A 13777-nucleotide genomic window follows, 5' to 3' on the forward strand; every position below is an offset into this window, starting at 1 on the left:
CGGCTGGTGTGGCCCACCTTCAGGCAACACCGGCGTGGCGAGCGGCCGGGCCGGATGGCATTCCGGTCAGGCGAAGGCGCCGCCCGCGGCAATGCGCCCTCGCCCCGACGATCTTGCGGCCGCGCACCGCCGCGAGGCGACGGGCGCAGCCGCTGCGCGTCAGTCGATATGGTAGTTCGGCGCTTCCTTGGTGATCTGCACGTCGTGCACGTGCGATTCACGCATGCCGGCTGCCGTGATCTGGACGAACTGGGCGCTCTCGTGCCAGTCGGCAATCGACTTGCCGCCGCAATAGCCCATCGAGGCACGCACGCCGCCGGTCAGCTGGTGGATGATCGCCATCACCGAGCCCTTATAAGGCACGCGGCCCTCAATGCCTTCGGGGACCAGCTTGTCGACGTTGGCGGTGTTGTCTTCCTGGAAGTAGCGGTCTGCCGCGCCATCCTTCATCGCACCCACCGAACCCATGCCGCGGTAGCTCTTGAACGAACGGCCCTGGAACAGGAACGTTTCGCCCGGTGCTTCCTCGGTACCCGAGAACATGCCGCCCATCATCACGGTGTGGGCGCCGGCCGCCAGGGCCTTGGCCACATCGCCGGAGTAGCGCACGCCGCCGTCAGCGATCAGCGGCACGCCGGTGCCCTTGAGGGCTTCGGCCACGTTGGAAACCGCCGTGATCTGGGGCACGCCCACGCCGGCAACGATACGCGTGGTGCAGATCGAACCCGGGCCGATGCCGACCTTGACGCCGTCGGCGCCATGCTCGACCAGCGCACGCGCGGCATCGCCGGTGGCGATATTGCCGCCAACCACCTGCACCTGCGGGAAGTTCTGCTTGACCCAGCGGACGCGGTCCAGCACGCCCTGGCTATGACCGTGCGCCGTATCCACCACAATCACGTCGACGCCGGCCTTGACCAGCAGTTCGACGCGCTCGTCGTTGTCCGGGCCCACGCCGACCGCGGCGCCTACGCGCAGCTGGCCGTGGTCGTCCTTGCTGGCCAGCGGATTGTCCACGGCCTTCTGGATGTCCTTCACCGTGATCAGGCCGCGCAGCTCGAAGGCCTGGTTAACCACCAGCACGCGCTCAAGGCGGTGGCGGTTCATCAGGCGCTTGGCTTCTTCCAGCGTCGCGCCTTCGGCCACGGTCACCAGCTTTTCGCGGGGCGTCATCTTGGCGCGCACCGGGGCGTCGAGCTCTTCCTCGAAGCGCAGGTCGCGGTTGGTGATGATGCCGACCACGGCCTTGCCTTCCAGCACCGGGAAGCCGGAAATGCCATGTTGCTGCGACAGCGCGATCACATCGCGGACCTTCATGTCCGGCGAAATGGTGATCGGATCACGCAGCACGCCCGACTCATAGCGCTTGACGCGCGCAACTTCGCGGGCCTGGTCGGCGGGCTTCAGGTTCTTGTGGACGATGCCGATACCGCCGGCCTGCGCCATGGAAATCGCCAGGCGGGCTTCCGTCACTGTGTCCATCGCCGCGGATACCAGCGGGATGTTCAGTTCAATGGAGCGGGTCAGGCTGGTGCGGAGGGAGACATCCCGGGGAAGGACGGCCGAATAGGCCGGTACGAGCAGCACGTCATCGAATGTGAGTGCTTTCTGGACAAGACGCATAGCAAATCCTCTAGGCGCAAAACCGAATTATACAGGAATGCGCGCTTTGCTGATGCACTGCAACGGGCTTTCCTGCGGGCTTTCCTGCAAGCGGTCTGCTATGCTCGTCGGTTTTTACTCGGGCGAACCGAAGCATGGGAATCGGCGTATTGTGCGGGCTGCTGGCAGGCGCCTTCTGGGGCATGGTCTTTATCGCCCCCAAGCTGCTGCCCGTGTTCTCGCCGTGGGAGCTGGCCATCGGCCGCTACCTGGCCTATGGGCTGGTCGCCTTCGTGGCCGCGCTGCCGCTGATGAAGCGCATCGCGCGCAAGCTGACCCGGGCGGACTGCGTGGCGCTGCTGCGCCAGGCCTTCACCGGCAACCTGCTCTACTACGTGCTGCTGGCCTTCGGCGTGCAGCTCGCCGGGGTGGGCCCCACCTCCCTGATCATCGGCATCCTGCCGATCTCGGTCACCATCATGGGCCGGCGCGACCACGGCGCCGTGCCACTGTCGCGGCTGATGTGGCCGCTGCTGGTGGTGGTGGCCGGCATCGCATGCATCAACATTGACCTGTTCGGCGGCGGCCAGAGCGCCCACGCGGCGGCGGCCGGTGCGGCAGTCCGGCCGGTCTGGCAGAAACTGGCCGGCGTGTGCTGCGCAGCCGGCGCGCTGGTCTGCTGGACGCTCTACGCGGTCGATAACGCACGCTACCTGCAGCGCAACCCGCAATACAGCGGTAATGAATGGTCGGCGCTGTACGGGTTGTCGACCGGCGCGGTGTCGGCGGTGCTCGCCGTGATCGGCTGGCTGCTGGCGGGCGACACGCTGACCGCGGGCGACAGCGGCCGTGACTGGCAGTGGTTCTGGATGGTCAATGCCGCGGTGGCGTTGGGCGCGTCGCTGATCGGCAACAACCTGTGGAATATTGCCAGCCGGCGCCTGCCGCTGACGCTGTCGGGCCAGATGATCGTGTTCGAGACGCTGTTCGCGCTGGCCTACGGCTTTGTCTTCGATCACCGCTGGCCGCGGCCGCTGGAAATCGCCGCCATTGTGCTGCTGATGGTCGGCGTGGCCTGGTCGGTGCGCTTGCACGCCACCGACAAGTCTGCGTAGACTAGCGAACGATGGCGCGGGGATCACACACGCCACGAACAACAGCTTCACCAGGGTCAAACCGGCGCTACGCACCTGATACCAGGCGGGCGCCAAGCCATCGCCGCGGCTGTCCTGCCGCGACATCGCCATGCGCGCAGCCGGCGGCCCAGCACGATTCCAGCCGCACCAGTTACTTCCGAGTCACTTTAAGACGCCTCGCCATGAAACGATCGTCCGCGCTGTGCCTGCTTGCCGCCGCCACTCTCGCCGTTCCCGTCCAGGCCCTTGCCTACTGGCAATGGCGCGACGCCAACGGCCGCATGGTCTACAGCGACGTGCCGCCGTCGGCGGCGGCAGCCAAGGTGCTGCGTGCGCCGGGCCGCTTTGCCGGCGAGTTCCAGCCGGTGGAGGCCGCCAATGCCACGGCGCCCGCCCCTGCTGCCCCCGCTCCGGCCAAAGCCGCGGCCAAGCCCGCCGCGGCCCCGGCGCCGACGCCCGAAGAAGCCTTCCAGAAGCGCCGCGAGGCCAGCCTGAAAGCCGCCACCGAAGAGGCCCGCAGGGAAAGCGAGGCGGCTGAGCGCGAGGCCCGCTGCGCCCAGCTGCGCAGCTACGCCAACGGCCTGCAGCAAGGCATGCGCGCCGCGGTGGCGGGTCCGGACGGCTCGCTGCAGCACCTGAACAGCGACCAGCGCCAGGCCGAAATGCTCAAGACCAACGCCAGCCTCGAAAAGAACTGCAGCTGAAGTCAAAGAAAAACGGGGCGCATCGGCCCCGTTTGCATGCGTGGCAGGCTCGGCTCAACCGCTGCCGCGCAACCACTTCTGGCCTTCGCGCGTGCCGCCCGCGCGCTGCTTCTGCACCCGCTTGCGGCGTGCCTGCTTGGGATCGGCGGTCAAGGGCCGGTAAACCTCCACGCGGTCGCCTTCGCGCACCACCGTCTCCGGCGTCTTGAGCTTGCCGAAGATGCCCACCCGCATGGTCGACGGGTCCACCTCCGGACAGGCCTGCTGCAGCCCGGAGCCGACGATCGCCGCGGCAATCGTGGTGCCGGCCGGCACGTCGATCTCCTTCAGGAAGACGGTATCGGGCCGCGCATAGCAGACCGCGATATGCACCGTCCCCGCGCCAGCGTCAGTTGGCGACATATACCACCTCGGCCCGCTTGACGAAGGCGTCGACAAAGGTATTGGCAATCATGCTGAAGACCGGGCCGATGATTTTTTCCAGCAGCAGGCTGGAAAACTCATAGTGCAGGTGGAATTCGATCTTGCAGGCGTCTTCGCGCAGTGGCGTAAAGCGCCACGCGCCGTTGAAGGTCTTGAACGGCCCGTCGGCAAAGGTCATGTCGATGCGGGTGGGGCGTTCCTGCGTATTGCGGGTGTGGAAGAACTGCTGGATCCCTTTGAAGTGGATATGGATCTTGGCGTCGAGCATGGCATCGGTCTGCTCGAACACCTCCACGCCACCGCACCATGGAAGGAACTTGGGATAGTCCTCCACGCGCGTGACCAGGTCGTACATCTGCGCGGCGGAGTAGCCGAGCAGCACGGATTTATGGACGTCTGCCATGTAGTGGGCAATCTGGCCTCCGGCCATGCCGTGCGCAACGCGCGGCAGCATGAGCCGGTACCGGGGTTGGTTTGCTAAAATGCCAATTTTAGCCGACGCTGGCGCATGGCGGCACCTCGCCATGCGGCACTGCAGCGATCCGACCGGATTCCACTCATTGTTCCCCCACCCGCACGCATGACCATCGCAGACAACAAAAAGGCCTTTTTCGACTACTTCATCGAAGAGCGATATGAGGCCGGGATCGTGCTGGAAGGCTGGGAAGTCAAGGCGATCCGCGCCAACCGCGTGCAGATCAAGGAAGGCTACGTGGTGGTGCGCGACGCCGAGATGTTCCTGATCGGCGCCCATATCAGCCCGCTGCAAAGCGCCTCCACCCACGTCAATCCCGACCCGGTGCGCACCCGCAAGCTGCTGCTCAAGGCCGACGAGATCAAGAAGCTGATCGGCAAGGTCGAGCAGCGCGGCTACACGCTGGTCCCGCTGAACCTGCACTACACGCGCGGCCGCGTCAAATGCGAGATCGGCCTGGCCAAGGGCAAGAAGCAGTTCGACAAGCGCGAGACCGAAAAGCAGCGCGACTGGCAGCGCGAGAAGGCCCGCATCATGAAGGGCGACGCCAAGGACTAAGCCCCGGCGCCGCGCTGCCGCGGCGTGTCCGTCAGTCCCTTCAGGCAGCCTTCTGCTGCCCCTTCACGATCTGCAGGGCGGACGCGATCATGCTGCTCATCTCGCCCAGATTGCCTGGCACGATCAGCGTATTGCCCTGCTTGGCCAGGTTGCCGAACGCAGCCACGTATTCCTCGGCCACCTTCAGGTTGACCGCATCCATGCCACCTTCGGTGCGGATTGCATTGCCGATCTTCTGGATCGCCTGCGCATTGGCCTCGGCCACCGCCAGGATCGCGCTCGCCTCGCCCTGCGCCCTGTTGATGGCGGCCTGCCGCTCGCCCTCTGACTTCTGGATCGCCGCCTCGCGCGCGCCCGTGGCCAGGTTGATCTGCTCCTGGCGCTTGCCTTCCGACGCGGCGATCAGCGCGCGCTTTTCGCGCTCGGCGGTGATCTGCGCCTGCATCGCGTGCAGGATCTCCTTGGGCGGGGTCAGGTCCTTGATCTCGTAGCGCAGCACCTTGACGCCCCAGTTGGCGGCAGCCTCATCCAGCGCGTTGACCACGCTGTGGTTGATGAACTCGCGCTCCTCGAAGGTCTTGTCGAGCTCCAGCTTGCCGATCACCGAGCGCAGCGTGGTCTGCGACAGCTGCGTGATCGCGACCACGAAATTGCTCGATCCATACGATGCCTTCATCGGGTCCGTGACCTGGAAGTACAGCACGCCATCGACCTGCAGCTGCGTGTTGTCCCTGGTGATGCAGACCTGGCTGGGCACGTCCAGCGGGATTTCCTTGAGCACGTGCTTGTACGCGACGCGGTCGACGAACGGCACCACGATCGACAACCCCGGCGTCAGCGTCGCATGGTAGCGGCCGAGGCGCTCGAGCACCCAGGCATGCTGCTGCGGCACGATCTTGATGCCCTTGGCAATCAGCACGATGACGGCAATGAGGATGATCAGCGGCAACAAACCAAGCTGAAATGCGAGCATGTAACGACCCTCCAGACAGAAGACAGCAGTACGGAGCCGCCAGGCGGCGGCAGGCGGATCGCGGCGCAGCAATTGCCGCGCCGCGCAATAAGACAGGGTTTCAGCGGGGAGACACGACCAGGGTGCTGCCGCGCACCGCGACGATGCGGTAGCGGCCTGGCGCGGCGGCACAATCGGGCGCCAGCTCCACGGTCCAGTCAGCGCCGCGGTACGGCACGCGGGCGCGCCCGTTGGCGTCCCAGCCGGGCACGTCGAGCTCCTCGCCGATATCGAGATTGACGTTGGGATCGGCAGCGGCGTTGCCGCGCCGCAGCTTGCCAAAGCGGGTACGGCGCAGCCCGGCGATCAGCACCGCCGCGACCAGCGCGGCCACCAGCGTCTGCGCGGCCGGCGACAACCCCAGCAGGGCTCCCACGCCGCCGGCAGCCAGCCCCACCGCCACCATCAGCAGGTAAAAGGTGCCGGTGTTCAGCTCGATGATCACCAGCGCGACCGCTGCCACGAACCAGATGTAGTACGCCATCCAAGCCCCCGTTCGTCCAGAGAGATCCCGAAAAGTAAAAACCCCGCAGCGCCTTTCAGCGTCTGCGGGGCAGTAGCAACACCTGACGCAGGGCCGGTGCCTGCCGGCTGCCAGAAGGCGCCGGCAATATGGTTATTGTGACGTCAAATGCTTCAGGAAGCCAGCTTCTGCCAGGTCTCGACCACCGAGTCCGGATTCAGCGAGATCGACTTGATGCCTTCCTTGGCCAGCCACTCGGCAAAGTCCGGATGGTCCGAAGGACCCTGGCCGCAGATGCCGACATACTTGTTCAGGCGGATGCACGCCTCGATGGCGCGCGACAGCATGAACCGCACTGCCGGATCGCGTTCGTCGAAGTCCTTGGCCAGCAGTTCCATGCCCGAATCGCGGTCCAGGCCCAGCGTCAGCTGCGTCAGGTCGTTCGAACCGATCGAGAAGCCGTCGAAGTACTGAAGGAACTCTTCGGCCAGGATCGCGTTGGACGGCACTTCACACATCATGATGATGCGCAGGCCGTTCTCGCCGCGCTTCAGGCCGTGCTTGGCCAGCAGCTCGATGACCTTGGCAGCCTGGCCCAGCGTACGCACGAACGGCACCATGATCTCGACGTTGGTCAGGCCCATTTCGTCGCGCACGCGCTTCATGGCCTTGCATTCCATCTCGAACGCTTCGGCGAAGTCGTCGGCGATGTAGCGCGAGGCGCCGCGGAAGCCCAGCATCGGGTTTTCTTCGTCCGGCTCATAGCGCGAACCGCCGATCAGCTTCTTGTACTCGTTGGACTTGAAGTCCGACAGGCGCACGATCACGGGCTTCGGGTAGAAGGCCGCGCCGATGGTGGCGATGCCCTCGGCCAGCTTGTCGACGTAGAACGCGCGCGGGCTGGCATGGCCGCGGGCCACGCTTTCCACGGCCTTCTTCAGGTCGGCATCGACTTGCGGGTAGTCAAGGATGGCCTTCGGGTGGACACCGATGTTGTTGTTGATGATGAATTCCAGGCGGGCCAGGCCGACGCCGCAGTTCGGGATCTGCGCGAAGTCGAACGCCAGCTGCGGGTTGCCCACGTTCATCATCAGCTTGACATCGATTTCCGGCATGTCGCCACGCTGGACTTCGGTCACTTCGGTTTCCAGCAGGCCGTCGTAGATGCGGCCTTCGTCGCCTTCGGCGCACGACACCGTCACCAGCGTGCCGTCCTTCAGCACGTCGGTGGCGTCGCCGCAGCCGACCACGGCCGGCACGCCCAGTTCACGCGCGATGATGGCCGCGTGGCAGGTACGGCCGCCACGGTTGGTGACGATGGCCGAGGCACGCTTCATCACCGGCTCCCAGTTCGGGTCGGTCATGTCGGCCACCAGCACGTCGCCGGGCTGCACGCGCTCCATCTCGGACGGGTCGTTGATCACGCGCACCGGGCCGGTGCCGATCTTCTGGCCGATGGCGCGGCCGCTGGTCAGCACCGGCGCGGTGCCCTTGAGCTTGAAGCGCAGCTCGGCCTTGCCGGCGGACTGGCTCTTCACCGTTTCCGGGCGCGCCTGCAGGATGTAGATCTTGCCGTCCTTGCCGTCCTTGCCCCACTCGATGTCCATCGGACGGCCATAGTGCTTCTCGATGATCATCGCGTACCTGGCCAGCTCGGTCACGTCGTCGTCGGTGATCGAGTAGCGGTTGCGCAGTTCGGTGGGCACGTCGACGGTCTTGACGCGGCCGGCTTCGCCCGGCTTGGTGAATTCCATCTTGATCAGCTTGGAGCCGATCGAGCGGCGGATGATCGGGTACTTGCCGGCCTGCAGCGTCGGCTTGAAGACGTAGAACTCGTCCGGGTTGACCGCGCCCTGCACCACGGTTTCGCCCAGGCCGTAGCTGGAGGTGATGAAGACCACGTCGGGGAAGCCGGATTCGGTGTCGATGGTGAACATCACGCCCGAAGAAGCCAGGTCCGAACGCACCATGCGCTGGATGCCGGCCGACAGCGCCACCACATCATGGGCAAAGCCCTTGTGCACGCGGTAGGAAATGGCACGGTCGTTGTACAGCGAGGCGAACACGTGCTTGATCTTGTCGAGCACGTCGTCGATGCCGCTGACGTTCAGGTAGGACTCTTGCTGGCCGGCGAACGAGGCGTCGGGCAGGTCTTCGGCGGTGGCCGACGAACGCACGGCGAACGAGGCCTCGGCGCCTTCGCGCTCGGCCACGCGGGCGTAGGATTCACGGATTTCCTGCTCCAGGCGCGGCTGGAACGGCGCGGAGGCGACCCACTCGCGGATCTCGGCACCGGCCTCGGCCAGAGCCTTGACGTCGTCGACGTTCAGAGTCTTCAGGCGCTGGGAAATGCGCTCGGTCAGGTTGTTGTGGGCAAGGAAGTCGCGGAAGGCGAGCGCGGTGGTGGCAAAGCCGCCGGGAACCCGGACGCCGGCTTCCGCCAGCTGGGAGATCATCTCGCCCAGCGACGAATTCTTGCCGCCGACGATTTCCACGTCAGCCATGCGCAACTGCTCGAACGGCAGCACATAGGCGCCGTTATCTGCCTGGTTAGTCATGAGAGCCTCAAAACAAAGTAGAAAACTTGTTGCGCATGGCCGGTATGTTGTTGATGTTCTGTTCCCGGACCAATGATCGCTTGGCTAAGCAACCCCGAACTGGCGCTGCGGACCTGGCGCTACGGCTCTCATCGCGTAGCGCACATTGTCGACAATTCCGAGGCTGTTTGTTGCACGCGCGTGCACCCCGCAGAATTGCTTAGCGAAAAGATCGCCGCTATTCTACCGTGCTGCGCCGCACTTTTCTGCGGAAGATTGAATCTATTTATTAACGCGCCATCCCCATGTGCGCCATCCCCATGTCCCTGCCAGAAGCGCCCGGAACGGCGACACCCGGGTCCCAGCCTGGAACGCAGCCTGAATCCCCCTCCGCTCACGCACCCCAGGCCAGCGAACGCCCTGCGGTCCGCACCGTGTTCATCGTCTCGGATGGCACCGGCATCACGGCGGAGACGTTCAGTCACTCGATCCTGGCCCAGTTCGAGATGCGCTTCCGCAAGGTGCGCATGCCCTTCGTCGATACCCCCGAAAAGGCACATATCGCCGTCGGCAAGATCAATGAGGCATTCCACAACGAAGGCGTGCCGCCCATTGTCTTCACCACGCTGGTCAACCAGGAAGCGAATAAGGCACTGCGCCGCGCCAAGGCGATGATCCTGGACATGTTCCAGACTTTTATTGAGCCGCTTGAGAAGGAACTGGGCCTGAAGTCCACCCATGCCATCGGCCGCTTCCACCAGAATGCGGACACCGAGGCCTACAAGAACCGGATCGAGGCGATCAACTTCTCGCTGGCGCATGATGACGGCCAGTCACACAAGAACCTGGAAGAAGCCGATGTGATCCTGGTGGGCGTGTCGCGCAGCGGCAAGACCCCGACCAGCCTCTACCTGGCCATGCAATACGGGCTGAAGGCAGCCAATTACCCGCTGATTCCCGACGATTTCGAGCGCGGCCGGCTGCCGTCGGCGTTGTACGCGTTCAAGCCGAAGATCTTCGGCTTGTCGATCGATCCGCAGCGCCTGACCGAGATCCGCAACGAGCGCCGCCCCGGCAGCAAGTATGCAGCGCTGGAAAACTGCCGCTATGAGGTCAACGAGGCCGAGGCGATGATGCGGCGCGAAGGCATCAAATGGCTCTCTTCCACGCACAAATCGATTGAAGAGATCGCGACCACGATCCTGCAGGAGATCAAGGTCGATCGCGACAACTACTAAAGCAAAAAGCGGCCGTTCAGGCCGCTTTCTCCTTGCGCTGCCGGCGCAGCCTCAGGCGGCACGCCGCTGGCGCACTGCCTCGAACAGGCAGATCGCGGTCGCCGCCGCCACATTCAGCGATTCCAGCCCGCCCGGTTGCGGGATCCCCACCTTGCGCGTGACGTGTGCCATCCAGCCGTCGCTGACCCCTGCCCCCTCATTGCCGACCACCCAGGCCACCGGCCCGCGCAGATCGGTGTCGAATACCGCGGCATCGGCATGCGACGAAGTCGCCAGCAGCGGCACCGCAAGGCGTGGCGCCAGCGACTCAAGCGTGCAGTGCTCGACGATATTCAGGTGAAAGTTGGCACCCATGCCGGCACGCAGCGTCTTGACCGACCAGGCAAAGGCACAGCCGGTGGCAAGGAAGGCATGCTGGATGCCGGCGGCAGCGGCGCTGCGCAGGATCGACCCGACATTGCCGGCATCCTGCACCCCGTCCAGGATGATGCAGTCTTGTTCGATGCGCGCCGGCAGGTGGCCGACCGGCGTCTCGATCACCAGCATCAGGTCGATGCCATTGACCACGCCGCTGATCTGCGTGAACAGTGCATCGGCCAGCACAACCACGCGCTCGGCCTCGATCAGCGCCAGCACTGGCGCCACCTCGGCGTGGTCATAGTGGCGCTCTGACACCAAGCAGGTGACGGGCTGGCCGCGTGCGGCGACGTAGGCTTGCGCCAGGTGCACGCCGTCGAGCAGCGACTGCCCGGCCTTGCGGCGCTGGTGCGTGGAAGTGGCCAGGGCCTTCAAATGCTTGAACAGCGCGTTGTCGCGCGAGGTGACGTGCTTCACGATGCGGGGATGAGGTAGGTGCGCTTCACTGCACGACCGTGACCGAAACCGAGGCGGTGACCTCAGTCACTTCGGCCACTGCGGTCATGCCGGTGAACATGGGCCGCTGTTCCAGCGCCTCGCGCACGGGCGCAAACGAACGGCGGTGGTGCGGCGTGGCGCCGAACTCAGCCAGCGCGGCCAGGTGCTGCGGCGTGCCATAGCCGACGTGCGAATCGAAGCCGTATTGCGGATAGCGCTCGTGCAGCAACATCAGTTCGCGGTCGCGCGCCACCTTGGCCAGGATCGACGCGGCCGAGATCGCCCTGACCAGCGCATCGCCCTTGACGATGGCTTCCACCGGGAACGGCACCCGCGGGCAGCGGTTGCCGTCGACCTGGACCAGGTCCGGCACGATGCCGCTGGCGGCCAGTCCCTGCACGGCGCGCTGCATTGCCAGCATGCTGGCGTGCAGGATGTTGAGTGTGTCGATCTCCTCGACCGTGGCGAAGGCGATATGCCAGCCGAGCGCGCGTTCGCAGATCTTGTCGTAGAGTTGTTCGCGCTTGGCGGCGGTCAGGATCTTGGAGTCAGCCAGGCCGCGGATCGGACGCTTCGGATCCAGCACCACGGCGGCGGCATAGACCGGCCCGGCCAGCGGTCCCCTGCCCGCTTCATCGACGCCGCACAGGCGCTGCACGGCGGCAGCGGCCGGGGCAAGATCCAGCCCCATCTGCGGCGATTCAGCATCGCGGCGCGCCATCAGACGGTCCCCCGGCTGTGCATCAGGTCCACCACCACATCGGCGGCCAGTTGCGCGGTATTGCACTTGAGCGTCTCGTGCATGCGGGTGAAATGCTCGTAGAGGAAGGCGGTGTTGCCCTCGTCGTTGAGCTGCAGCAGCGTTTCGCGGGCCAGCGCCTCGGGCGTGGCATCGTCCTGCAGCAGTTCCGGCACGACGAAGCGCCCTGAAAGGATATTAGGCAATCCCACGTACGGCAGGTAACCCTGCCGCTTCATGATCTGCGCGGTCAGCCAGGGCACCTTGTACGAGATCACCATGGGCTTCTTGTACAGCGCCGCTTCCAGCGTGGCGGTGCCGCTGGCCAGCAGCACCACGTCGGCAGCTTCCATCGCCTGGTGCGACTTGCCGTCGACGATGGTCAGGCGCAGTTCGGGATACTGCGCGTGCAGCGCTTCGATAATGGCGCGCAGCGGCGCGCTCGCCGCCGGCAGCACGAACGCCAGGTTCGGGTCCATGCGCTGCATTTGCGCCATCGCCGCAAAGAAGGTGGCGCCAAGGTTGCGCACCTCGGACTGGCGGCTGCCCGGCAGCACCGCCACCACCCGGTGCCCGGCGGGCAGGCCGAGCTCGGCGCGCGCCCCGGCGACGTCAGGCACCATCGGGATCACATCGGCCAGCGGATGGCCCACGTAGGTGGCGGGAATGCCGGCCTTGGCGTAGATCTCGGGCTCGAACGGGAACAGGCACAGGATGTGGTCCACCGCGCGCGCGATGGTGCGGATGCGCCCGCCGCGCCAGGCCCAGATCGACGGGCTGACAAAATGCACCACAGGGATGCCGGCACGGCGCAGCGGCACTTCCAGGCCGAAATTGAAGTCCGGGGCGTCAACCCCGATAAAGCACTGCGGCGGATTGGCCAGCAGCCAGTCGCGCACCGCGCGCCGCGTGGCCAGGATCTCGCGCAGCGAGCCCAGGACCTCGACATAGCCGTTGACCGACAATGTTTCCATCGGCCAGCGCGAGGTGAAGCCCTGCGCCATCATGCGCTTGCCGCCGATGCCGGCGTACTCGACCGTATCGCCCAGGCGGGACTGCAGCCCGCCCATCATCAACGATGCCAGCAGGTCGCCTGAGGCCTCGCCGGCCACCATGGCGATGGTGCCGCGCTGGTCCGCGGCGCTACCGTTGCCCGTGGGCAAGCCACCCCGAATTGCGGCGTCGACCATTGCGGTCCGGCCTCAGCGTACGATGCCGCGCTGGGTGGCGGCAAGGAAGTCGACAAACGCCTGCAGCGGCGCCGCAGTGCCTGCATCAGCCTGGCCCAGCAAGGCCACGATCTCGTTGCGCGCCTCGTCGAAGCTGAGGTCGGACTTGTAAAGCAGCTTGTAGGCCTGGCGCAGCGCGGCGATCTGGCCGGCGTCGAAGCCGCGGCGGCGCAGCCCCTCGACGTTGACACCGTGCGGCGTGGCCTTGTTGCCGCTCTTGTCACTGGCGGCGATCACGAACGGCGGCACGTCCTGCACCAGTGCCGAGGCGCCACCCAGCATCGCATGGGCGCCGATGCGCACGTACTGGTGTACGCCGCTCATGCCGCCCAGGATCGCCCAGTCGCCCACTTCAACGTGGCCGGCAATCTGCGCGTTGCTGGAAAACACCGTGTGGTTGCCGACCGTGCAGTCATGCGCGATATGCACGTAGGCCATGATCCAGTTGTCGTTGCCGAGACTGGTCAAGCCGCGGTCCTGCACCGTGCCGGTGTGGATCGTGGTGAATTCGCGGATGGTGTTGCGGTCGCCGATCTCGAGCCGGGTCGGCTCGTTGCGGTACTTCATGTCCTGCGGCACGCCGCCGACCGATGCGTAAGGGCCGATCGTGTTGCCCTCGCCGATCGTGGTGTAACCCTCGACCGTCGTATGCGAGCCGATCCGGGTGCCGCTGCCGATCCGCACATTGGCGCCAACGATGGAGAACGGGCCGACGGTCACGTCGGATGCCAGCTCTGCCTTCGGGTCAACCAGTGCGGTGGGATGGATTTGCGTCATACGTCTGTCCTCTGGTGTGTCTGGTGAAG

Annotated in this window: 14 protein-coding genes; 4 read left to right on the forward strand and 10 right to left on the reverse strand. The window is 65.6% G+C overall.

Translation table 11 applies throughout. The annotated features are described in order from the left end of the window. Nucleotides 1-159: 159 nt before the first annotated feature. The gene (gene guaB, locus KB879_RS22230; protein WP_013956937.1) at nt 160-1623 is read right to left on the reverse strand and encodes an IMP dehydrogenase; all 1464 of its coding nucleotides are present in this window, start codon (nt 1621-1623) and stop codon (nt 160-162) included. Nucleotides 1624-1757: 134 nt separating this feature from the next. On the opposite strand from guaB, the gene KB879_RS22235 reads away from it, so the two are divergent. Both KB879_RS22235 and KB879_RS22240 read left to right on the forward strand, forming a co-directional pair. After that, nucleotides 1758-2717 carry a DMT family transporter gene (locus KB879_RS22235; RefSeq protein WP_013956938.1) on the forward strand — a complete coding sequence of 320 codons (960 nt, stop codon included), beginning with the start codon at nt 1758-1760 and terminating at the stop codon, nt 2715-2717. A 203-nt stretch (nt 2718-2920) separates the two neighbouring features. Beyond that, nucleotides 2921-3442: a DUF4124 domain-containing protein gene (locus KB879_RS22240; protein WP_153956062.1), complete on the forward strand. Its 522-nt coding sequence runs from the start codon at nt 2921-2923 to the stop codon at nt 3440-3442. 54 nt (nt 3443-3496) lie between these two features. Here KB879_RS22240 and KB879_RS22245 read toward each other — a convergent pair whose 3' ends face one another. After that, nucleotides 3497-3844 (reverse strand): RnfH family protein, encoded by a 348-nt coding sequence (locus KB879_RS22245; RefSeq protein WP_013956940.1) that lies wholly within the window; start codon nt 3842-3844, stop codon nt 3497-3499. Beyond that, entirely contained in the window at nt 3831-4268 is a 438-nt protein-coding gene (locus KB879_RS22250; RefSeq protein ID WP_153956071.1) for a type II toxin-antitoxin system RatA family toxin, read from the reverse strand. The genes KB879_RS22245 and KB879_RS22250 overlap by 14 nt, the downstream gene beginning before the upstream one ends. Nucleotides 4269-4445: 177 nt before the next feature. On the opposite strand from KB879_RS22250, the gene smpB reads away from it, so the two are divergent. After that, nucleotides 4446-4898, forward strand: coding sequence for an SsrA-binding protein SmpB (smpB, locus tag KB879_RS22255; RefSeq protein ID WP_013956942.1), 453 nt, complete (start codon nt 4446-4448; stop codon nt 4896-4898). 40 nt (nt 4899-4938) lie between these two features. Here the strand turns inward: smpB and KB879_RS22260 are convergent, their stop codons facing one another. From KB879_RS22260 to ppsA, 3 genes are all read right to left on the reverse strand, one after another. Then, a complete protein-coding gene (locus KB879_RS22260; protein ID WP_013956943.1) occupies nt 4939-5871 on the reverse strand; it encodes an SPFH domain-containing protein in 933 nt (310 codons plus the stop codon). 100 nt (nt 5872-5971) lie between these two features. Then, nucleotides 5972-6394, reverse strand: a complete 423-nt coding sequence (locus tag KB879_RS22265; protein WP_013956944.1) for an NfeD family protein — start codon at nt 6392-6394, stop codon at nt 5972-5974. A gap of 152 nt (nt 6395-6546) precedes the next feature. Beyond that, nucleotides 6547-8931 (reverse strand): phosphoenolpyruvate synthase, encoded by a 2385-nt coding sequence (gene ppsA / locus KB879_RS22270; RefSeq protein ID WP_153956063.1) that lies wholly within the window; start codon nt 8929-8931, stop codon nt 6547-6549. A 413-nt stretch (nt 8932-9344) separates the two neighbouring features. Between ppsA and KB879_RS22275 the strand changes: the two genes are divergently transcribed. Beyond that, a complete protein-coding gene (locus KB879_RS22275; RefSeq protein WP_010809585.1) occupies nt 9345-10148 on the forward strand; it encodes a pyruvate, water dikinase regulatory protein in 804 nt (267 codons plus the stop codon). Nucleotides 10149-10199: 51 nt separating this feature from the next. On the opposite strand, the gene KB879_RS22280 is transcribed toward KB879_RS22275, so the two are convergent. From KB879_RS22280 to lpxA, 4 genes are read right to left on the reverse strand one after another with little or no spacing between them, the layout of a single operon-like run. Beyond that, nucleotides 10200-10982 (reverse strand): RNA methyltransferase, encoded by a 783-nt coding sequence (locus tag KB879_RS22280; protein WP_013956946.1) that lies wholly within the window; start codon nt 10980-10982, stop codon nt 10200-10202. Nucleotides 10983-11007: 25 nt separating this feature from the next. Next, nucleotides 11008-11724 carry a ribonuclease HII gene (rnhB, locus tag KB879_RS22285; RefSeq protein WP_013956947.1) on the reverse strand — a complete coding sequence of 239 codons (717 nt, stop codon included), beginning with the start codon at nt 11722-11724 and terminating at the stop codon, nt 11008-11010. Next, on the reverse strand, nt 11724-12932 hold the full coding sequence (lpxB, locus tag KB879_RS22290; protein WP_013956948.1) for a lipid-A-disaccharide synthase: 1209 nt from the start codon (nt 12930-12932) through the stop codon (nt 11724-11726). The genes rnhB and lpxB overlap by 1 nt, the downstream gene beginning before the upstream one ends. 12 nt (nt 12933-12944) lie before the next feature. Continuing rightward, nucleotides 12945-13748: an acyl-ACP--UDP-N-acetylglucosamine O-acyltransferase gene (lpxA, locus tag KB879_RS22295; RefSeq protein ID WP_013956949.1), complete on the reverse strand. Its 804-nt coding sequence runs from the start codon at nt 13746-13748 to the stop codon at nt 12945-12947. Between the last annotated feature and the right edge of the window lie 29 nt (nt 13749-13777).

Origin of the sequence: Cupriavidus sp. KK10, from assembly GCF_018223725.1 — a bacterium.
GTDB classification, from domain to species: domain Bacteria; phylum Pseudomonadota; class Gammaproteobacteria; order Burkholderiales; family Burkholderiaceae; genus Cupriavidus; species Cupriavidus necator.